Origin of the sequence: Gilliamella sp. wkB72 (assembly GCF_001693745.1) — a bacterium.
In the GTDB taxonomy this organism is placed as follows: domain Bacteria; phylum Pseudomonadota; class Gammaproteobacteria; order Enterobacterales; family Orbaceae; genus Gilliamella; species Gilliamella apicola_E.
The window spans coordinates 107,318-128,263 of record NZ_LZEI01000006.1 but is presented as its reverse complement, the minus strand read 5'-3'; the positions used below and the strand labels follow the sequence as shown (position 1 = coordinate 128,263).

General features: G+C 34.2%; 15 protein-coding genes and 1 pseudogene. 9 read left to right on the top strand and 7 right to left on the bottom strand.

Translation table 11 applies throughout. The features are described from left to right. Positions 1-66 precede the first annotated feature (66 nt). The 8 genes from A9G07_RS01945 to A9G07_RS01910 all read left to right on the top strand — a co-directional run bounded on the left by A9G07_RS01945 (position 67) and on the right by A9G07_RS01910 (position 10,808). Complete coding sequence (locus A9G07_RS01945; protein WP_065733810.1) at positions 67-1,305, top strand: nucleoside permease; 1,239 nt, start codon at positions 67-69, stop codon at positions 1,303-1,305. A gap of 259 nt (positions 1,306-1,564) precedes the next feature. Then, on the top strand, positions 1,565-2,728 hold the full coding sequence (add, locus tag A9G07_RS01940; protein WP_065733809.1) for an adenosine deaminase: 1,164 nt from the start codon (positions 1,565-1,567) through the stop codon (positions 2,726-2,728). Between the two features lie 26 nt (positions 2,729-2,754). Beyond that, positions 2,755-4,716 carry a bifunctional 2',3'-cyclic-nucleotide 2'-phosphodiesterase/3'-nucleotidase gene (locus A9G07_RS01935; protein WP_065733808.1) on the top strand — a complete coding sequence of 654 codons (1,962 nt, stop codon included), beginning with the start codon at positions 2,755-2,757 and terminating at the stop codon, positions 4,714-4,716. A 25-nt stretch (positions 4,717-4,741) separates the two neighbouring features. After that, complete coding sequence (locus tag A9G07_RS01930) at positions 4,742-5,143, top strand: cytidine deaminase (protein WP_176713943.1); 402 nt, start codon at positions 4,742-4,744, stop codon at positions 5,141-5,143. A 156-nt stretch (positions 5,144-5,299) separates the two neighbouring features. Continuing rightward, complete coding sequence (locus A9G07_RS01925; protein ID WP_065733807.1) at positions 5,300-6,601, top strand: pyrimidine-nucleoside phosphorylase; 1,302 nt, start codon at positions 5,300-5,302, stop codon at positions 6,599-6,601. Positions 6,602-6,626: 25 nt separating this feature from the next. After that, positions 6,627-8,300 (top strand): bifunctional UDP-sugar hydrolase/5'-nucleotidase UshA, encoded by a 1,674-nt coding sequence (ushA, locus tag A9G07_RS01920; protein ID WP_065733806.1) that lies wholly within the window; start codon positions 6,627-6,629, stop codon positions 8,298-8,300. A 116-nt stretch (positions 8,301-8,416) separates the two neighbouring features. Then, the gene (locus tag A9G07_RS01915; protein ID WP_442903351.1) at positions 8,417-9,964 is read left to right on the top strand and encodes a YjjI family glycine radical enzyme; all 1,548 of its coding nucleotides are present in this window, start codon (positions 8,417-8,419) and stop codon (positions 9,962-9,964) included. Continuing rightward, positions 9,939-10,808: a YjjW family glycine radical enzyme activase gene (locus A9G07_RS01910; protein ID WP_065733804.1), complete on the top strand. Its 870-nt coding sequence runs from the start codon at positions 9,939-9,941 to the stop codon at positions 10,806-10,808. Before A9G07_RS01915 ends, A9G07_RS01910 begins: the two co-directional genes overlap by 26 nt. Positions 10,809-11,025: 217 nt before the next feature. Here A9G07_RS01910 and A9G07_RS01905 read toward each other — a convergent pair whose 3' ends face one another. Both A9G07_RS01905 and A9G07_RS01900 read right to left on the bottom strand, forming a co-directional pair. After that, positions 11,026-12,477 (bottom strand): hypothetical protein, encoded by a 1,452-nt coding sequence (locus tag A9G07_RS01905; RefSeq protein WP_065733803.1) that lies wholly within the window; start codon positions 12,475-12,477, stop codon positions 11,026-11,028. 756 nt (positions 12,478-13,233) lie between these two features. Further along, positions 13,234-15,402 (bottom strand): annotated as a pseudogene (locus A9G07_RS01900) (Tex family protein); the annotation flags it as partial. Positions 15,403-15,446: 44 nt separating this feature from the next. Here A9G07_RS01900 and greB point away from each other — a divergent pair. Continuing rightward, entirely contained in the window at positions 15,447-15,929 is a 483-nt protein-coding gene (gene greB / locus A9G07_RS01895; RefSeq protein ID WP_065733801.1) for a transcription elongation factor GreB, read from the top strand. Positions 15,930-15,944: 15 nt separating this feature from the next. On the opposite strand, the gene A9G07_RS01890 is transcribed toward greB, so the two are convergent. The 5 genes from A9G07_RS01890 to A9G07_RS01870 form a co-directional block, all read right to left on the bottom strand. Next, positions 15,945-16,385 carry a PTS sugar transporter subunit IIA gene (locus A9G07_RS01890; protein ID WP_065733800.1) on the bottom strand — a complete coding sequence of 147 codons (441 nt, stop codon included), beginning with the start codon at positions 16,383-16,385 and terminating at the stop codon, positions 15,945-15,947. Between the two features lie 87 nt (positions 16,386-16,472). Continuing rightward, positions 16,473-17,396, bottom strand: coding sequence for a transketolase family protein (locus A9G07_RS01885; RefSeq protein ID WP_065734160.1), 924 nt, complete (start codon positions 17,394-17,396; stop codon positions 16,473-16,475). A gap of 5 nt (positions 17,397-17,401) precedes the next feature. Next, positions 17,402-18,199 carry a transketolase gene (locus tag A9G07_RS01880; protein WP_065733799.1) on the bottom strand — a complete coding sequence of 266 codons (798 nt, stop codon included), beginning with the start codon at positions 18,197-18,199 and terminating at the stop codon, positions 17,402-17,404. Positions 18,200-18,232: 33 nt separating this feature from the next. Then, positions 18,233-19,258 (bottom strand): zinc-dependent alcohol dehydrogenase, encoded by a 1,026-nt coding sequence (locus tag A9G07_RS01875; protein ID WP_065733798.1) that lies wholly within the window; start codon positions 19,256-19,258, stop codon positions 18,233-18,235. 57 nt (positions 19,259-19,315) lie between these two features. Then, positions 19,316-20,773, bottom strand: a complete 1,458-nt coding sequence (locus tag A9G07_RS01870; RefSeq protein ID WP_065733797.1) for a PTS mannitol transporter subunit IICB — start codon at positions 20,771-20,773, stop codon at positions 19,316-19,318. Positions 20,774-20,946 lie beyond the last annotated feature (173 nt).

Sequence of the window (20,946 nt, the reverse complement as noted above, 5' to 3'; positions counted from 1 at the left end):
AATTTTTATTTATTCATTAATTTTATCTAATAGGTTAGAAGAGAACTCATTTAATAAGGAAACGAAATGAATATTAAGTTCAAACTTAAAGTTATATTTTTCTTGCAATTTTTTATCTGGGGTAGCTGGCTTATAACTTTAGGCTCTTACATGATGGAGACCTTGCATTTTACTGGAACAACAGTAGGTACAGTTTATGGTACTATGGGCATAGCATCCTTATTTATGCCAGGTCTGCTTGGTGTTGTGGCAGATAGATGGATTCCTGCTAATCGTTTATTCATGCTTTGTCACTTATTTGGGGCAATAACCCTTTTTATTGCCGCTTCAGTCACAACACCATTTATGATGGTCGTGGTAATTTTAATTCATTGTTTAGCATTTATGCCAACTATCGCGATTTCTAACTCAATTTCTTATTCTTGTTTAGAATCAGAAGGTCTTGATGTTATATCGCAATTCCCTAGTATACGAATTTTTGGTACTATCGGCTTCATTGTTGCTATGTGGCTTGTTAGTTTCTTAAAAGTTGGATTAAGCAATGTACAGCTCTATATTGCAGCTGGCGGTTCGATTTTACTCAGCCTATATTCATTAACATTGCCATTAATTGTCATTGCTAAAGATGAGTCAAAAAGAAAGTCGCTTGTAAGTTCTTTAGGTTTAGACGCATTTGTATTATTTAAACAACCTAGAATTGCTATCTTTTTTGTCTTTGCAGTCTTCCTTGGTGGTATTTTACAAATTACCAATACTTTTGGTAATCCGTTCTTACTTTCATTTAAAAGTATTCCGGAATATGCTGATAGTTTAGTTGTGCAATATCCGTCAGTATTGCTATCTATTTCACAAATGTCAGAAGTTGTATTTATTTTATTTGTACCATTTTTTATGAAAAGATTTGGTATCAAGTATGTCATGTTAATCAGTATGTTGGCATGGGTTGCTCGGTTTGGATTATTTGCTTTTGGCGATCCATCACCTGTAGGTTTCACGTTACTTCTTCTGTCAATGATTGTTTATGGTTGTGCATTTGATTTCTATAATATTTCAGGTTCTATGTACGTTGATAAAACAGTTTCACCAGATATCCGTAATAGTGCACAAGGTTTATTTATGATTATGACCAATGGTATTGGGGCTTATTTAGGTTCAACTATCAGTGGTGTTGTTGTGGATCTTTACACTGTAAATGGTGTCATTGACTGGCGTACAATTTGGTTAATTTTTGCAGGATATTCTTTATTACTTGCTATTATTTTTGTCTTTATTTTCAAGAATGATACTCTTGAGAACAGAAATTAATACCAAACTCATGGCAAGGTTAATATTAAATAGATAGACTAAATTAACCAATTTGGCCACATCAATAGACAGGCATCTAATTTGTTGCCTGTCTATTGTTGCCACTTGATTTCAAAGAAATTGATAAGTCACACAAAATGTATGGAAAATAATTGTTTTATCAAGGTAGAATAAAATGCTTGTAAAAGTTGTATCACTTTAGTCTGATGAATAATTTACAAGTGCCCTATAAGCATATACTTAAACAGATTAGAACTAGATGAATAAGCAAATAATCCCAAAAGTTATACTTCATGAGCATGTGGAAGGTAGTATTACACCATTTATGGCAAAAAAACTAGCCGATAAGAATCATCTGACTTTTCCTGATTCATTGTGCTATCAACCCGGTGAATATGATGCAACCGATTATAAAAATGGTCGATATAATTATGATGAATCCGATTTTGTTTCATTTATCCAAACTTATGATACTGTCTCTAATTTTGTTAAACATCCCGACGATTATTACCTAATTACTTACGATTTTTTAAGCAGAAATGCCAAGCAGGGGTTAATCTATTGCGAGCTATTTTTATCTCCCTATCATATTTGTGCCATGGAAAGCGAAGGTAAAATAGTTTGGGATCAAGAAAGATTTAAACAAACGCTTAATCAAATGGATAAAGCAATTATTGATGTTCAAAAAGAACATAATATTACTGTAAGATACCATGTGATTGGCGTGCGCCATCTGGGTGCCGATGTGGTATACGATACACTGCAATTTATTGAGAATAACCCCCACCCATTTATTACCGGATTTAATATCGCAGGTAATGAGAAAGCAGGTCATTTTGATGATTTTGAAAAAGCCCATCAACTTGCTTCTAAATTGAATTTAAAAAAATCTTATCATGCTGGTGAAATTGATTCTGCTGAAAGTATTATCCAAGCGCTTAAACATGGCGCGAATCGTATTGGACATGGTATCGCCGCCATTGAAGATGATAAGTTGATTGAGAATTTAATTGATAACAAGATCACTTTAGAAATAGCGCTTACTAGTAATCGTATTTTAGTCAATAAGTTAAATGGTGATATTCTTAATCACCCAATTCGACAACTTTATGATAGAGGGGTCAGAATAACGCTTAATACCGATGACGCAGGCATATTTGGCACCGATATAGAGAAAGAATATCAGCTCGCTGAGCATTTTTTTCATTTTTCTCGATTGGAACTGTTTGATATTACACTTTGTGGAATTGATGCTGCTTTTATTGAACCAACCGAAAAATCACGTTTGTTTAATGACGTTTTAGCCTTTTTTACGATTAATGATAAGCAATGTCTACAACAGGCAATCAACGATCAGCTGTATCACCCTGCTATTATTGAACGATTTAAGAATTATCTCGTTTTATTATATGTTAATGATTAACAACATCAGAGAAATAGGAGATTGATATGAATAAAACCCGATTAAGCCTACTAACCCTATTAATATCTGGTTCACTTCAAGCAGCAACAGTAGATTTAAGAATTATCGAAACTACCGATTTGCACGGTAATATGATGAATTATGACTATTTCAAAGATCAGTACATTGATACTTTTGGTTTAGCTAAAACAGCCAATTTAATTCATCAAGCACGAAAAGAGGTAAAAAACAGTGTTTTAGTTGATAACGGCGATTTGATTCAAGGCAGTCCAATGGCTGATTATGCTTTGAATAAAGGTCTAAACAAAGGTGAGACTCATCCTGTTTATAAAGCACTTAATACGCTAGATTATGTAGTTGGTAACATCGGTAATCATGAGTTTAATTTTGGTTTAGATTTTTTACAAAAAAGTCTAGCTGGTGCTAATTTTCCTTATGTTAATGCTAATGTTTTTGATGCGAAAACAAATAAACCTTACTTTAGGCAATATATTATTTTAGATAAACCGGTCGTTGATAGAGAAGGTAAACAACACACTATTAAAATCGGTTATATTGGTTTTGTGCCACCACAAATTATGCAGTGGGATAAACTTAATTTGGAAGGTAAGGTAATTGTTAAAGATATCACTGAAACCGCGAAACAATTAGTGCCTGAAATGAAAAAGCAAGGTGCAAATATCATTGTTGCAATTCCGCATTCAGGTGTTTCTGCCGAACCATATAAGGCTTTAGCTGAAAATTCAGTCTATTATTTAAGCCAAGTTGAAGGTATTAATGCTATTATGTTTGGTCATTCTCATGGGGTCTTTCCTAGCGAGGATTTTAAATCATTGCCTAATACCGATATTAGTACCGGAAATATCAATCATGTGCCCGCGGTAATGCCTGGACAATGGGGAAGTCATTTAGGTGTAGTTGATTTAGTTATTGAAGGTGATAAAGCTAATTGGAAAGTCATTTCTGGTAAATCAGAAGCTCGCCCGATCTTTGATATTAAAAATAAAAAAGCATTAGTTGAATCAGATAAAAATATTACGAATGCGTTAAGAGACGACCACGAAGGTACCCGTGAATTTGTTGGTAAACCAATTGGCAAGGTTTCAACCGATATCAATAGTTATTTAGCATTAGTCGAAGATACTTCTGCTTTGCAAATTATTAGTGATGCGCAAATTGATTATGTGAAACAGTTTGTTCAAGGTGATCCAGATCTGGATGGATTACCCATTTTATCGGCAATTGCACCGTTTAAAGCTGGTGGTCGTAAAAACGATCCTTCAGCTTATGTTGATGTCAAAAAAGGTGATTTAACTTTTAGAAATGCAGCTGATATCTATCTTTATCCTAATATTTTATCTGCGGTAAAAATAACGGGTAAAGATGTTAAAGAGTGGTTGGAATGCTCAGCAGGTGTTTATAATCAAATTGATATCAATTCGCCACAACCACAATATTTGATTAATTGGGATAAATTTAGAACTTATAATTTTGATACCATTGATGGTGTGAGTTATCAAATTGATATCACTAAACCTGCACGTTATGATGGTAATTGTCAGTTAATTAATCCTGATTCAGAACGTATCGTAAACTTAACTTATCAACAAAAACCTATTGCTTCCAATCAAGCATTTTTAATTGCCACCAATAACTATCGTGCTTATACCGGAACATTCCCTGGTACTGGTGGTAAAAATGTTAAATTTAATTCTCCGGATGATTTAAGGGTCATTCTTTCAGCCTATATTACTAATCACACTAAAAAACAAGGTGAAGTGAATGTAAAGGTTGATAATAACTGGCGAATTGCGCCAATTACCAGCAAAATTAATTTGGATATTCGCTTTGAATCTTCTCCAACTGAAGAAGCCAAAGCATATATTGAAAAACATTCATTGTACCCAATTAAGTTTATTGAAAAAGATAATTTAGGCTTTGGTGTATATCAACTTAATTTACAAGCACCAACAAAATCGCAAAATTAACAATCTATTGATGATAACAAGGATTATGAATATGAAGATTGAAAAACTAATTGAACTGGCTAAAACAGCACGCTCAAAAGCTTATGTACCCTATTCTAAATTTCAAGTAGGTGCAGTATTAATTACCGAAGATGACGAAGCTATTTTAGGATGCAATATTGAAAATGCCTCATATGGCCTAGCCAACTGTGCTGAACGAACTGCGATTTTTAAGGCGGTATCCGAAGGTAAAACAAAATTTAAGAAATTAGTTGTGATTGGGGATACTGATGGACCAATTTCACCTTGTGGAGCTTGTCGCCAAGTCATTAGTGAGTTTTGCGCCAAAGATATGCCCGTTATTTTGACAAATATGCATGGTAAAATCCAAGAAACCACTGTCGGTGAATTGTTGCCTTGGTCTTTTTCACCTAGTGATTTAGATTAGTATTATTTCTGAATAAGAAAATTTTAACTATCAAAAAAATTGATAGAAAATAATAAAAGAGAGTGATGAAGCTAAGATCAGAATTATCATCAATCCATATAATGGATGAAAAAATATAATCCTAATTTGATTTATTGATATTAAGAGAGAAGTGTAATGAGATTTGTAGATATTATTGAAAAAAAACGTGATGGACATGCCTTAACTACCGAAGAAATTCAATTTTTTATTACCAATTATACCAATGGTACGATTCCTGACTACCAAGTAAGTGCTTTACTAATGGCAATTTATTATCAAGGTATGACTTCAAAAGAATGCGCTGATTTGACTAGTGCCATGATGTATTCTGGTGAAACGATTGATCTATCATCAATTAAAGGTATCAAAGTCGATAAACATTCAACTGGTGGTGTGGGTGATACAACCACTTTAGTATTAGCACCATTAGTTGCTGCTTTAGATATTCCTGTTGCCAAGATGTCAGGTCGAGGATTAGGCCATACTGGTGGAACAACCGATAAATTTGAAACTATTCCCGGCTTTAAAATCGAATTAGGTAAGCAAGAGTTTATCGATCAGGTTAACCAAAAAGGTGTTGCGGTTATTGGTCAATCAGGTAACTTAACCCCAGCTGATAAAAAACTTTATTCATTACGTGATGTAACCGGTACGGTTAACTCTATTCCGCTGATTGCCAGTTCAATCATGAGTAAAAAACTGGCTGCGGGTGCTGATGCTATTGTGTTGGATGTCAAAACCGGTGACGGTGCTTTAATGAAAACGATGGAAGACTCTGAGAAATTAGCACATGAAATGGTTAATATTGGTAATCAAATTGGCCGTAGAACCATGGCGATTATCTCAGATATGTCTCAACCTTTAGGTTATGCTATTGGTAATGCCTTAGAAGTTAAAGAAGCCATTGATACATTAAATGGTCATGGTCCTGCTGATTTAACTGAGTTAGTTTTAACGCTTGGTAGTCAAATGGTTGTATTAGCCAATAAAGCTAAGACATTAGAGGAAGCAAGAGAAAAACTACAAGAAGTCATTAAAAATGGTAAAGCGATAGAGAAATTTAAAACGTTAATTGAAGCTCAAGGTGGTGATAGCTCTGTTGTTGATCATCCTGAAAAATTAGCCAACGCCCCTTACCAAATCGATTTACCTGCACAAAAATCAGGTTATGTATCACGCATTATTGCCGACCAAATTGGTATTGCGGCAATGCAATTAGGTGCTGGACGAGCAACTAAAGAAGACGTTATTGATCCAGCAGTTGGTATTGTTTTACATAAAAAAGTGGGTGATAAAGTTGAAGTGGGTGAACCATTATTAACTATTCATTCAAGTAGCGATAAGATTGATGCAATTAAACAAAAATTGTATGACAATATTACTATCAGTGATAGTGCTAAACAACCACAATTGATTTTCAAAGTAATTACGGAATAGCTCTAATAAGGATTTGGGAGATGCCATGTATTGTTTTAAATTTAAACTGTCACTAGTTATTATTTTAGGTCTGTTCTCAGTTAATTCATTCGCAGCAGTTGCAACCAAGCAATCTACTGCTCCTACTTGGGAAAAAGATAAGCCCTATTCTTTTACTATTTTGCATACTAATGACCATCATGGCCATTTTTGGCAAAATGACATTGGTGAATATGGTTTAGCTGCTCAAAAAACTGTAGTTGACCAAATTAGAAAAGAAGTATCCGAAAAAGGTGGGAAATTACTTCTGCTATCTGGCGGTGACATTAATACAGGCGTTCCTGAATCCGATGTTTTACAAGCTAAACCCGATTTTATGGGTATGAACAGTATTGGTTATGATGCAATGGCTGTTGGTAACCATGAGTTTGATCATCCTTTAGCAGTTATTCGTGAACAACAAAAATGGGCTCACTTTCCATTTTTATCAGCAAATACTTACTTCAAAAATACTGATAATCGCGTTTTCGATGCTTATAAAATGTTTGATTTAAATGGCATTAGAGTTGCGGTATTTGGTTTAACTACTGATGATACAATTTTCCTTGCTTCACCTAAAAATACTGACGGTGTTGAGTTTCGCAAAACCTTGCCTGAAGCAGAGAAAGTGATAAGTCAAATTAAAAATAATGAGCGCCCAGATATGATTATTGCAGTTACTCATATGGGACATTATGAAAATGGTGAACATGGTTCAATGGCACCGGGTGATGTTGAGTTAGCACGGGGATTGAAACCAGGTGATTTAAATATGATTGTAGGCGGTCACTCTCAAAACCCTGTATGTATGGCTAGCCCTAACAAACGTATTACTGAGTATGTTCCTGGCACACCATGTGCACCCGATCAACAAAATGGAACTTGGATTGTTCAAGCTCATGAATGGGGTAAATATGTTGGTCGTGCCGACTTTGTCTTTTTAAACGGTAAAATAACACTGGAAAATTATCAGTTAATTCCTATCAACTTGAAAAAAGAAGTCGACAATGGCAACGATACTAAACGTCTTGAATACTACACTAGTGAAATTGAACAAGATAAAAAATTGTTAGAAACACTTAAACCTTATCAAGATCAAGGTAAACAGCAATTACTCACTAAAACAGGTGAATTAATCGGTCGTTTAGAAGGTGATCGTAGTGTAGTAAGATATCAACAAAGCAATATGGGACAGCTGTTACTCAGTGCCTTTATTGAAAAAACGAATGCTGATGTTGGCATTATGGCTGGCGGTATGATTCGTGATTCACTTATTGAAGGAAATATTACTTATCGTGATATTTTGAAAGTTGAGCCTTTTGGTAATACAGTTGTTTACTTTGAGTTAACCGGACGTGAATTGGTGGAATATCTTAAAGTTGCATTAAGTAAAAAACAAGGTTCTGGTGGTTATACTCACTTAAAAAATATCACGCTAGCTGGCAATACGATTAGCGATATTAAAATTAATAATGAGCCAATTGATTTGCAAAAATCTTATCGTATTACCACGTTAGATTATTTAGCGGCTGGTGGAGATGGTTATCCTGTTACCAACACTTCACCAACTTATGTCGATACAGGTTACCGAGACGCGGATGTGATAAGAGAATATATTGAAGCGCACTCACCAATTAATGCGGCAGATTATGAACCTTTGAATTTTATTATAGAACAGTAGCAGGTTTGAATAAAAAAAAGAATATAACTATCAATGATAATGGTAATTTTCAGTGATATTAATTAGTCATTAAAATTTAATTTTGCACCCAACATATAGGTAATATAGAGGTATTTATGAACATGACAGAATTTCAAAAAAATTGTTACGATATTGTGACCGATCCCAACCTGTCACCTAAACAAAAAGCGAACCTTCTCGCTTTAGCTGCGGAAAATAATTTACCTTATGTTGATTTGGATAGTGAAACTAAACAAGCCTTAGATGAGCGTGTAATTTGTGACATGTACGAAGGTCATGCACCGTATAAACCTCGTTATGTGTTACCAGATTATGCAAAATTCCTTAAACAAGGATCTGAGTATTTAGAGCTTGAGCCTGCAAAAAATTTTGATGATGCCATAAATATGCTGACAATTGCTTATCATCATGTTCCTTCGGTCACTGGTATGCCCGTTTATTTAGGTTGTTTGGATAAAGTGTTACTACCTTATGTTGGCAATTTAACAGAAGAAGAGCTTTATCAGCGATTAAAACGTTTTTGGATTATGCTTGATCGCAATCTTCCTGATGCATTTATGCACGCCAATATTGGTCCAACTGACAATGTGATCTGTCGAGTAATTTTACGTGTTGATCGTGAACTCAAACAAGTTGCGCCTAATTTAACGTTTATTTATGATGAAGATATCACCCCAGAATCTTTACTAAATACAGCAATTGAGAATATCTGCCAAACAGCAAAACCACATATCGCTAATAATATGATGATCAAAAAAGATTTTGATGATCAAGGCTATGGTGTTGTGAGTTGTTATAACTCTCTCCCTGTTGCGGGTGGTGGTAGCACTTTATCAAGAATCAATTTAAAAGAAGTCGCATTAAAAAGTAACAGTATTACCGACTTTTTACAAAATACCCTGCCTTATTATTGCCAATTGCAATTGAACTTAATCAAAGCGAGATCGGAATTTCTTTATGAAAAATCGAATTTCTTTCAAAATAGTTTTTTAGTCAAAGAAGGACTAATTGACGCAACTCGATTTGCACCAATGTTTGGTATTTATGCTATGGCTGAAGCGGTTAATATTCTACAAGAAAAATCTAACTTATCTGGTCGCTATGGTGTTGATGAAGATGCTAATGAACTAGCTACCACAATTTCTAAGCAATTAGCCGACTTTATTGATAATCATAAAATTAAACATGCATGGCAAGGTAAAGCGATGTTACATGCGCAGTCAGGTATCAGTACAGACCGCGGTGCAACACCTGGTTTACGTATCCCTTATGGACATGAACCAGATCCTGTTACCCATATAATGGCATTATTTAAACACCATAAATATTATACATCTGGCATTAGTGATATTTTAACTATTGATGAAACGATTAAAAATAATCCATTAGCCTTAGTACAAATTTGTAAAGCAGCATTTAAATTTGGTTTCCGTGAATTTACGGCTAATATCAGTGGTAATGATCTGGTACGTGTAACTGGTTATATGGTGAGATTATCAGATATCAAAAAATATAAAGAAGAAGGTTCGCGGATTAATACCACATTTTTAGGTAGTGAAGCAGCCGAAGATACAGTGAACAATAGTTACTTATGCAGGACCCCTAGGGTAATAAGCCATGAACAAGTCATGGGCAATCGTTAATAAAATTTTACCCTTTTCTTGTGTTGATGGACCGGGAAACCGGTTAGTCATCTTTTTACAAGGCTGCAATTTTAAATGTTTAAATTGCCACAATCCTTATACTATTTCACGGTGTAAGGAGTGTGGTGAATGTGTTGCTACCTGCCCCCATCAATCATTATCATTTATCAACAACAAAGTCATTTGGCAAAGTTCAACTTGCCAGCAGTGCGATACTTGTATAAACACTTGTAACTATCAGTCAACACCGATGACTTATCGATACAGTATCGAAGATATTTTAAAACTTATCCGAAAGTATCTCCCTTTTTTGAATGGAATAACCCTAAGCGGTGGAGAGGCAACACTGCAACTGGCGTTTATTGAACAGCTTTTTAGTGCGATTAAACAAGCTCAGGATTTAAAACACCTAAGCTGTTTTGTTGACAGTAATGGATATTTACCTCAATTGGGTTGGCAAAAAATAGTCAACGTAATGGATGGGGCAATGATTGATCTTAAAGCATGGGATAATCAAGTATATGAAGCATTAACCAGCAAGGGAAATTTAAGAGTTAAAAAGTCAATTGAATATCTTGCAAAAATGAATAAATTATATGAAGTCAGATTTCTAATTATTCCTAAGCATACCGATTTACAACAAAACGCTGAACAGTTAGCTAATTTTTTAAAGCAATTTGATGCAAATATAAAAATTAGAATCAATGCATTTCATAATCATGGTGTGAGAGGTGAAGCCAAAACATGGCAGAGCGCCTCAAAACAACATATCGAAAATTTTGCTATGGAATTAAAACAATTTGGTCTGAAAAATATTGTTTTACCAACTGTTTATTTATCATAATAGCGTTTTTTTAATAAGTGTGTGCCTAATTAGCCATTAACAGGCTTATTATAAAAATTCCAAAATAATGGCTTAAATTTTTTACCCCATGAGATTATTGAAATAAAAATGAGCAGGTTGAAAACCTGCTCATTTGATTAACAGCAAAATCAAAGATTAATATAAATCATTAATATCTGTTAAGATTTTTTAAAAAATAGCTAATTGTATATCAACGTTAATATTTAACACATAAGGTATATGCTATATCTGGTTCAACAATAATATTACCTTCTACCATCCCTACACTGTAATATCGATAATTACCTAATCCATCTTTTACCGATGATGGTTCACTGGTAAAATAGAAATCATAATTGATTAAACTTCTTAAATTTGGCGCACCAGACATCATATCTCGCCCAATATAATCAAGTGGCGAATAAAAGTAGACTTTACCCCATTCTGGCAATAATCCTTCACCGATTGCTCTTCTATATCCATTATTTTTTACATAATAGAAATCATTATTTGTTGAAACGGTAGCAAAAGGAGAATTGGATAACTCAGCTCGTATTGGTAATCTATCATTATTATTTTGACAATATGTATTTGCGCTTTGCCAATTGCCAGCCAAGTTATTTGTAAAATATAACCAATGTTTTATAGAGAAAGTGTAATAAAACTGTGCTAACGTTCGATTATTGGTAACTAATATTACAAATTTATCATCTTTAGCTGGTACATTTTCGGTAAATTTAAATTCACTTTTAGAATCAGCGCTTGAATCACGAGAAGCACTAATTAGTGAATTATTCGGATTTTTAACCAAGGTATAACTATAATCTGAAATTGGATTTACCGGCACAATTCTAAAACGTGCATCCGGGAAACCATATGTTGGGAAGTAATTGCCGTTTTGATCTTTAACAGAGGCCTTAAAACCTTTATGCATAGTAAATTGGTCTACGTTATAAGGAACATCAAGATCTATCGTATCAGCACCATAAGGAGCATAGTTATCCCCTTCATCCCATCCATTGTGCATAATCAGAGCCAATACACCAGGCCTAATATAACAGATACCATCATCAGCACTGACTTGAAATGTTTTAGAGACTTCTCTTGGTTCTGACTGATCAGGAGCACCGTACTGGGTTTTAGCAACAAATTGAATCGTTACTTTTACTGATGATTTTGCATTAGCCGTCGATGAATTACACACATCACTACCAAGTTGGGAAGTAGAATCAGAAGGAATTATGTTATTGTTTGAGTCCCGCCATTCAGTATTAATAGACTGAATGATAAAACTGCCGGTAGTAGCCACTTTGTCACCATCTACATCATTTATATCACTATCATTCAAACTTGAAGTATCTACCCCAAATGAATAAATACTTGGTGAAGTGTTGTAAGCAACAGAAATCTTATTATCAGTACCAGGCAAAACAATCACAGGATCAATACCATCAATATTTAATTTAAATTGAATTCCATTTAAGATTTTTGTATCAGCAGATTCTAGAATTTCAGGCGGATTACCGTGAATATATTGCGTAGTGGTTGCAGCAAATGATAATGCGGCTAGAGATGTATGGCAAAAAAGGCAAAAAAAAGAAATAGCTGTAATATTAAATATTAATTGCATCAAATGAAATTTTGGGGAAACAAACATTTTACTATTCATGCTAATTCCTCTACTCATAAACTTTCCTGCAAATTAGAATAAAGTTATTGATTTAAAGTTTTAATAAACTACAGAATTATCAAATGATTGATAAAAATTGTTACCTATTTCAAATTTTAAAAACGCGTATAAGCAATAGAAACCATTAGAAAGTTATTAAATTGCATCCATGTAACGGTATATTTTTATTTAATATCTAGAGCAAAAACGACTATGTCGCTATCGAAAAAGTGTAATATTCAAATGTTGTTAATAAACTAATTTAAGAATATCAAAATAAGAAATGCTATTAAAAAGATCAGCGCAAAGTAGTTTAACTTTACTAACAGGCTGATTAAATAAGATAATTAATTGTATATGTTAAAAATAATCTACACAATTGTGCATAGTATATAATAATATATACAATATGGAATAGCTAAATATCAATTTATTGATATTTAATGGTTCTCAAATGAATATTTATTAAAATAATAATTCTAAATAAAGTGATTGAGCTCCTGATTTGATTTTTAATCACTGGATTTATCATCAATAATTTTATTAAAATATTTTGAAATTAGCGTTAAATAAAAAAGGAGGCATTAACCTCCCTTTACAAATAAAATATAACTGAATTTATTTTCCTTTTTTAAAAGCTGCAGCAAAAGCATTACCCATTGCACTATTTGTAATAGGCGCTGACTGTCCACTTTTAGAAGTACCGGTTGATTTATTCGTTCGAGCTTTGGCCCCTTCTACTTTTGGCGTTGTTGGATCATCAAGTCGCATCGATAAAGCAATACGTTTGCGGGCAATATCCACTTCAATCACTTTAACTTTAACAATATCACCAGCTTTAACTACCGTTCGTGGATCTTCAACAAATTTATCAGATAATGCTGATATATGAACTAAACCATCTTGATGTACACCAATATCAACAAAAGCACCAAAATTGGTAACATTGGTTACCGCACCTTCCATAATCATGCCTATTTTTAAATCTTCCATTGTTTCGATGTTATCAGCAAACTGGGCCGTTTTAAATTCGGGCCTTGGATCTCGTCCGGGTTTATCAAGTTCTTTAATAATATCAGTGACAGTTGGAACACCAAAATGGTCATCAACGTAATCAACCGCTTTTAATGATTTCAGATAATGAGTATCACCTAAAATTTCTTTTAAAGATTTATGATTTTTCTCTAAAATTCGTTCGACAACCGGATAGGCTTCAGGGTGAACAGCCGATGCATCAAGTGGATTTTTACCCTCCATTATGCGTAAAAAACCAGCACATTGTTCAAACGCTTTAGGGCCTAAACGACTAACTTTTAACAACTGTTTGCGATCGGTAAATTGACCATTTTCATTACGCCAATCTACAATATTTTGGGCAATAACTTTATTCAATCCAGCAATACGGGCAAGTAACATCATTGATGCAGTGTTTAAATTTACCCCTACCGCATTTACTCCATCTTCAACCACCGCATCAAGTTTTTTAGCTAATTGGGTCTGACTAACATCATGCTGATATTGCCCCACCCCAATGGATTTTGGATCGATTTTTACTAGCTCAGCTAAAGGATCTTGTAAACGACGAGCAATGGATACCGCACCACGAATTGATACATCCAGATCAGGGAACTCTTGAGCAGCAAGCTCTGATGCAGAATAAACAGAAGCCCCAGCTTCGCTGACAATAACTTTTTGCCCTTTTACTTCCGGATACTTTTTCTGAACATCAAGATAAAAACGTTCAGTTTCACGAGATGCCGTGCCATTACCAATTGCAACTAATTCCACTTGATGTTTGATACAAAGTGCAGCAACAATCATTGCTGCTTTATCAGCTTGTCCTGTATGAGGATAAATCGTTTCGGTCGCAATAAGTTTACCTGTAGAATCCACAACAGCAATTTTTACACCTGTTCGTAAGCCTGGGTCCATTCCCATAGTGACTTTCATACCTGCAGGTGCAGCCATCAACATATCGTGTAAATTTGCTGCAAATACGTTAATTGCTTCCTCTTCAGCACGTTCACGCAAAGTGGTCATAAGCTCGGTTTCCATGTGCATTAAAATCTTAATTCGCCATGTCCAATTAATAACTGCTTTACGCCATTTATCTGCAGGTTGATCATTAAAATGAATCCCTAAATGCTCTGTAATAATTTGCTCGCAATAGCTCTCTTTTGGCGTTTCTTCAAATTGTGGATCGGCATTGAGTGAAAGTTGTAAAAATCCTTCATTTCGCCCTCTAAACATCGCTAAAGCACGATGAGAAGGCACTTTTGAAATAAGTTCACTTTGTGCAAAGTAGTCTCTAAATTTAGCACCTTCTTCCTCTTTACCAGTAATAACTTGAGATACAAGATGCGCGTTATTCCAAAGATAATGACGAACTTTAGCAAGTAAAGCGGCATCTTCAGCAAAACGCTCCATTAAAATATAACGGGCACCATCTAAGGCAGATTTAGTATCAGCAATGCCTTTATCTGCATTGATATATTTTTCAGCTTCAGTTTCTGGATTGAGATCGGGATTTTGCCATAAATCGTCAGCGAGAGATTCAAGCCCTGCCTCGATTGCTATTTGACCGCGGGTACGGCGTTTTGGTTTATAAGGAAGATAAAGATCTTCTAATTCCGTTTTACTAAGCGTATCAGTAATTTTTTGGCTTAATTCTGGGGTTAATTTACCCTGTTCCTCAATTGATTTTAAAATTGTTTGTTTACGATCTTCTAGTTCTCGCAAATAACTTAAACGGCTATCTAAGGTACGTAATTGGGTATCATCCAGACCTCCGGTCACCTCTTTACGATATCGAGCAATAAAGGGAACGGTACTACCATCATCTAATAACTGAATGGCAGCTAAAACTTGTTCTGGTTTTACGGTTAATTCACCCGCTATAATATGGCTAATTTGATTATTTATCATGATATCTCTGTATATCTCGTCGATTAACGGAATTTATATTCATTATGCAAAAAGCTAATTATATAACAAGAGAGGGCTACTTGGCACTCGATCGTGAATTGAAATATTTATGGAAAGAAGAAAGGCCTCGTGTTACTCAAGCTGTTTCTGATGCTGCAGCCCTTGGCGACCGTAGTGAAAATGCGGAATATATTTATGGAAAAAGACGTCTTCGCGAGATTGACAGACGTGTTCGCTTTTTAACCAAACGTTTAGAAATATTAACGATTGTCGATCCTGATCCAAGACAGGAAGGAAAAGTATTTTTTGGGGCTTGGGTCAAATTGGAAGATGATTCAGGAAAATTACATATCTACCGTATTGTTGGCAGTGATGAATTCGATCCCAAAAGAAATTGGATATCGATTAATAGCCCTGTTGCCAGAGCTTTAATTGGTCATAAAATTGATGATGAAATAGCAGTCATCACACCAAACGGTAAAACGTTTTATTATATTATTGATATCAGTTACCAAGAATTTGTTTAGATATTATTTTAATAATTACCTAAATAATAGGTTCTCAAATTCAATTTTATTATCAACATTGATTAAATTATCGAGCCGATTGTCTTCTTCTAACCATTCTATGAGTTCTGACATCGCATCAATATGCTTATTATTGTCTGACGCAGCTAACATAATAAGCAAGGATATTTTTTCACCGTCAGGAAAAATAACAGGATGAGTGCATTTCAGTAAAGAAAATTTTGTTTCTTCACATATTACACCATTTTCTGAGCGAGAATGCGGTAAGGCAAAACCATCTGCTATAATAAAGTACGCACCAATTTGATTAACATTATCAATTATAGATGTTATATATCTTTGTTCGATAATATTATTTTCGATTAATGAATTTCCAACTAATTGAATCGCACTTTTCCAATCCAAATTTTCTTCATTAAACTGCCAATATCTTTCAAAAATAGGATGTATGGACATATTTATTACTCTTTTATTACTCATTATTAATTTTTTATATCGATGATTAATATGGTTACAAGCTACCACTTGCAACCATCATCTATTTTAAGATACAACTTTCAAAAATTGGTCACAAATATTTTGACCACTAATTCCGTATTTATCTTTTAGTTGACCACTTTTTCCTGATTCAGTAAATGTATCAGATACACCTATCCTTATCAGTGGTTTTAAAATACCATTTTGCATACTTTGTTCAGCAATTAATCCACCAATACCACCATTGATACTGTGATTTTCAACGGTTATAAGAACATTGACATGTTGGCATAAAGATTTAAATTTTTCTTGATTGAATGGTTTGATACAAGCTAAATGTATAAGCTTTCCTTTATGACCAAGTGAGGTTAATTTTTGATAACCGTCATTAGCTTGTTCATAACTTGCTCCTTCGAAAATAATAGCAAAATCATTTCCTTCATTGATCACAGCATCAATGTCATTAACTCGAGGAACCTTGTTTTTATCACGGATTGGCATTGGCTCACGAGCCACTCTAATATAAACAGGGCCTTTAATTTTGGCTGCTTGTTCAAATGCTTCGTAAACTTCATCTGCATCAGCTGGTGATAAAACGGTTAAATTTGGCAAGACTCTCGTTAATGCAATATCTTCTAACGCATGATGAGAGGCACCATCAAATCCACCATCCACACCTGGATGAGTACCAACTATTTTAATGTTTGCATTTGCATAACAAGATTGTCTGAGCTGCGTCCATACCGTTCCTGTTGCAAAAATAGCAAAATCGATAAAAAATGGAATTAATCCTTCAAATGATTGTCCAGCTGCAAAGCTTAATGCTGATGCTTCAGCTATGCCCATCTCAAAAAAACGTTGTGGGTAAGCTTGTGCGAACTGATCAGCACGAGTTGAACTAGCTAAATCACAATCAATAACAGTGATCGGGAAGTTATTTTCTGCTAATTGAATTAATGCTTTACCAATTGCATCCCGAGGTGCTTTCATTTCTATCATTGTAAATCCTCCATAGCTTGTTTGTACTCGGCATCAGTTGGTGTTTTAGAATGCCAATCACCATTATTTTCCATAAAACTAACCCCTTTTCCTTTGATGGTATGAGCTAAGATAGCAATTGGTTTACCTTTATAATGGCGAGCTAATGCAAAGCCATCCACTATTTGTTCCATATCATTACCATCGGTTAATTCAATTACGTTCCATCCAAAAACTCGTAATTTGTCAGCCAATGGTTCTAATCTACATACTGAATTAACCTCATCATGAGAAGACAATTTGTTATAATCTATAACCGCAACTAAATTATCCATTTTCATGTGAGCGGCTTGCTGAAGTGCTTCCCAAATTTGTCCTTCATGCATTTCACCATCACCAATAATTGCATAGACTTTATTTGGATCATTATTGAGTTTTTTGGCAGCGGCCATTCCTAATGCAATTGATAAACCTTGTCCTAATAACCCTGTATTAGCATCAAGTTGTGGAACTGTTTTAATATTAGGATGTCCCTGTAAACGAGAATTTAAATTACGAAAAGTAATCATTTCTTCATCTTTAATAAAACCTAATTGGTTAAGTAGTGCGTACTGAATTGCAACCGCATGCCCTTTACTCATGACAAGACGAGCTCTAGGACTTTGATTAAAATTAATTTCGTTTTGATAAATATAGGTCATGATATCAGCTATTGATAATGCCCCACCTGGGTGACCAGCTCCAGAACGATATATCATTGAGACAATATCACGTCTTGCTTGTTTAGCTGATTTTTTTAACTGTTCAATATTCATTATTTCCTCACTTATTCTAATCCTTTATTAAACTCAACATTTAATAAGCACTTTGAGTTTGCCATCGAGGTTTCCTGATATAGCTTGTTGAAAGGCTTTATCTGCATCTTCTAATGGAAAGACTTTTTCATAGATTATTTTTGATAAGTCAGTTTGAACTTCCTTTCGACTTAACAATTTTGCCGTATTAATAAGATCTTCTGGTGTATACATATGGCTAGAAATAACAGTTATTTCCGATGATTGTAATTCATGAAGATTAACGCTATTTCCTTTAGCATATTGCGCAATAAGCACTAAATATTCTGGCTTTCTTTGTGAGTCAATAATTTCATCAAGTACATTTCGCACTCCTGAGCATTCAAAAATAATCGGTCTGATTTTTGAATCTAAAATATGAACTTCACAGATACTATTATTTACTGTAAATCCAAGTTCATTAAGTAATTTAACTCTAATTTGATTTGTTTCAATAATAATTGGCTTTAAGTTATAAAGATGCTTTAAAACCAATCCGGTCACAACGCCTATAGTGCCACCACCAGTAATAATGATCGGATAATTATTTATATTTATATTCTCTAGAAGTTTAACAGCATGATAACCAACCGCTAAAGGCTCAAATGTGGCAGCTATTTTAAGATCAATGTTGTTATCTAACTTAACCAAATGATCGAGATCTACAGTTATGTATTGAGCTAAAGTTCCATCTAATCTAAATCCCATTACACGACGATTTACTCGGCAGATATTGGGATAGCCATTAATACAATTAACACATTCTCCACACCCAACAAGTGGATTTATTGCAACATGATCACCGATTGAAAATCCTTTATTATTAGAGTTTACTTTAGTGATCACCCCAACCGCTTCATGGCCTTGAATAAAGTTTGTTGGTGGCTTCAATGAAGGGTGCATTCCCAGGTAAAAATGGGTATCTGAACCACAGATACCACCATATTCAATTTTAACAACAGCATTTCCTTCCTTGAGTAACGGTTCAGGAAGTTCAACAATGTCTGTTTTTTTTATATCAGTTATTTTCACTGCTTTCATATTTTGTCTCTGTTAAAAAAATTATAAAAATTCTTACTTCAATAAGACCGTACAATATTAAGATAAGGCTTCTTTTATCTTGTTGATTAATTCATCTAATTTAGGATCACCAATATAGTTTTTAATACTTACTATTGGCTGTTTTACCTTATGGCTAGCTCTTTCAACTAATCGTTCTTGAATAACAACAAGATCAGCTTCTTGCGGTACATTTTCGATGGAAAAATGTTTTACAATAATGTCTTTATCAACACCGTTTTCCTTTAGTTGTTTTTTGAATCTTGATGCACCTAGTGCACTTGAACCAGCTCCAGCGTCACAAGCAAAAGCAATGAATTGAATATTTTTTAGATCAATTTCTTGATCATCTTGTTGAGATTGATTTGATAACTGAATGTCAGCTTTGGCTTTCAAATAAGCTTTATTGCTTCCTTCTAATTTTGTATCAAGGACTTCTTGTTTTGAATTAGAGAAATCTTCATCTTTTTCAGTAATTGGACTGATTTTAAGTAAAAAACTACAACCAATAAATGAAACTATCGCAGCGGCGCCTATACCACATATTGTTGCAAGATGTTTTCCAGGAGGTGTAAGAGCTAAAAAGGCAAAAATTGATCCTGGAGTAGCACCTGCAACCAATCCGGCATTCATTAGTGAAAAGACAATAATCCCAGCTGCCGAGCCTAACATGAGAGGAAAAATCATTAGTGGTCGCATATAAACATATGGAAAATACATTTCATGAATACCGCCAAAGAAATGAATAATAGTTGCTGCCGGTGCAGATTTTTTACTCATACCTTTACCGAAGAAACAGAATGCTAATAGTAGACCTAATCCTGGACCAGGACTGGCAAATACCATGAAGTAAACCGATGATCCATTAACTAAAGCATCTTTCATTCCTAACTGATAAAATATTGCCTGATCAATAGCATTATTGAGGAAAAGTACCCTAGTAGGCTCAATTAATAAGGCGAGAGAAGCTAGATAACCCGTTTGTAATAATCCATCTATTGCTGCAGCGATAATATTAGTGATGGATAGCATAAATGGGCCAATAAAATAATAGCCTAAAATTGCTAATCCCATTCCTAAGAAACCTAATGCAAAATTTTGAATAATATTTTCAAAACCATTAGGTAAACGATTTTCTAATAATTTATCAAGCTGTTTACTACAATAACCACCCAATGGGCCCATAGCCATTGCACCTAATAACATAGGTATGTCTGAACCAACTACAATCCCCATTGTACCTACTGTGCCAATTATTGCTCCGCGTTTACCTCCAATCATGTCACCGCCGGTATATCCAACAAGCATTGGTAACATATAAGTAATCATAGGGCTAACTAGACTGCCTAGTTGTTCATTCGGCAACCATCCTGCTGGAATAAAAAGAGCGGTAATAAATCCCCAAGCCATAAAAGCACCAATATTTGGTATGACCATTGCTGTGAGGAATCCACCAAAACTTTGAATTTTAGCTCTAATTGATATTTTTTTATCCATAGTAAAATTCCTTAAAATTTAAAATACATACGCATATTTAATATGACTAGTCATTATAAATAGCAAGCAAATAATATTTTATAGAAAAATAATGTATATATAATTTTATTCAAAATGTTAAGTTAATCACATTTTAATTTTTAAGTTATTATGAATATACATATTTTAATTTG

Excerpts from the sequence above, each read along its gene's own strand:
- A9G07_RS01925 (WP_065733807.1), top strand. The coding sequence starts at position 5,300 with ATGAGATTTGTAGATATTATTGAAAAAAAACGTGATGGACATGCCTTA.
- A9G07_RS01945 (WP_065733810.1), top strand. The coding sequence starts at position 67 with ATGAATATTAAGTTCAAACTTAAAGTTATATTTTTCTTGCAATTTTTT.
- A9G07_RS01930 (WP_176713943.1), top strand. The coding sequence starts at position 4,742 with ATGAATATGAAGATTGAAAAACTAATTGAACTGGCTAAAACAGCACGC.
- A9G07_RS01915 (WP_442903351.1), top strand. The coding sequence starts at position 8,417 with ATGAACATGACAGAATTTCAAAAAAATTGTTACGATATTGTGACCGAT.
- greB (WP_065733801.1), top strand. The coding sequence starts at position 15,447 with ATGCAAAAAGCTAATTATATAACAAGAGAGGGCTACTTGGCACTCGAT.
- add (WP_065733809.1), top strand. The coding sequence starts at position 1,565 with ATGAATAAGCAAATAATCCCAAAAGTTATACTTCATGAGCATGTGGAA.
- A9G07_RS01875 (WP_065733798.1), bottom strand. The coding sequence starts at position 19,258 with ATGAAAGCAGTGAAAATAACTGATATAAAAAAAACAGACATTGTTGAA.
- A9G07_RS01910 (WP_065733804.1), top strand. The coding sequence starts at position 9,939 with ATGAACAAGTCATGGGCAATCGTTAATAAAATTTTACCCTTTTCTTGT.
- A9G07_RS01935 (WP_065733808.1), top strand. The coding sequence starts at position 2,755 with ATGAATAAAACCCGATTAAGCCTACTAACCCTATTAATATCTGGTTCA.
- A9G07_RS01880 (WP_065733799.1), bottom strand. The coding sequence starts at position 18,199 with ATGAATATTGAACAGTTAAAAAAATCAGCTAAACAAGCAAGACGTGAT.
- A9G07_RS01870 (WP_065733797.1), bottom strand. The coding sequence starts at position 20,773 with ATGGATAAAAAAATATCAATTAGAGCTAAAATTCAAAGTTTTGGTGGA.
- A9G07_RS01905 (WP_065733803.1), bottom strand. The coding sequence starts at position 12,477 with ATGAATAGTAAAATGTTTGTTTCCCCAAAATTTCATTTGATGCAATTA.
- A9G07_RS01890 (WP_065733800.1), bottom strand. The coding sequence starts at position 16,385 with ATGTCCATACATCCTATTTTTGAAAGATATTGGCAGTTTAATGAAGAA.
- ushA (WP_065733806.1), top strand. The coding sequence starts at position 6,627 with ATGTATTGTTTTAAATTTAAACTGTCACTAGTTATTATTTTAGGTCTG.
- A9G07_RS01885 (WP_065734160.1), bottom strand. The coding sequence starts at position 17,396 with ATGAAAGCACCTCGGGATGCAATTGGTAAAGCATTAATTCAATTAGCA.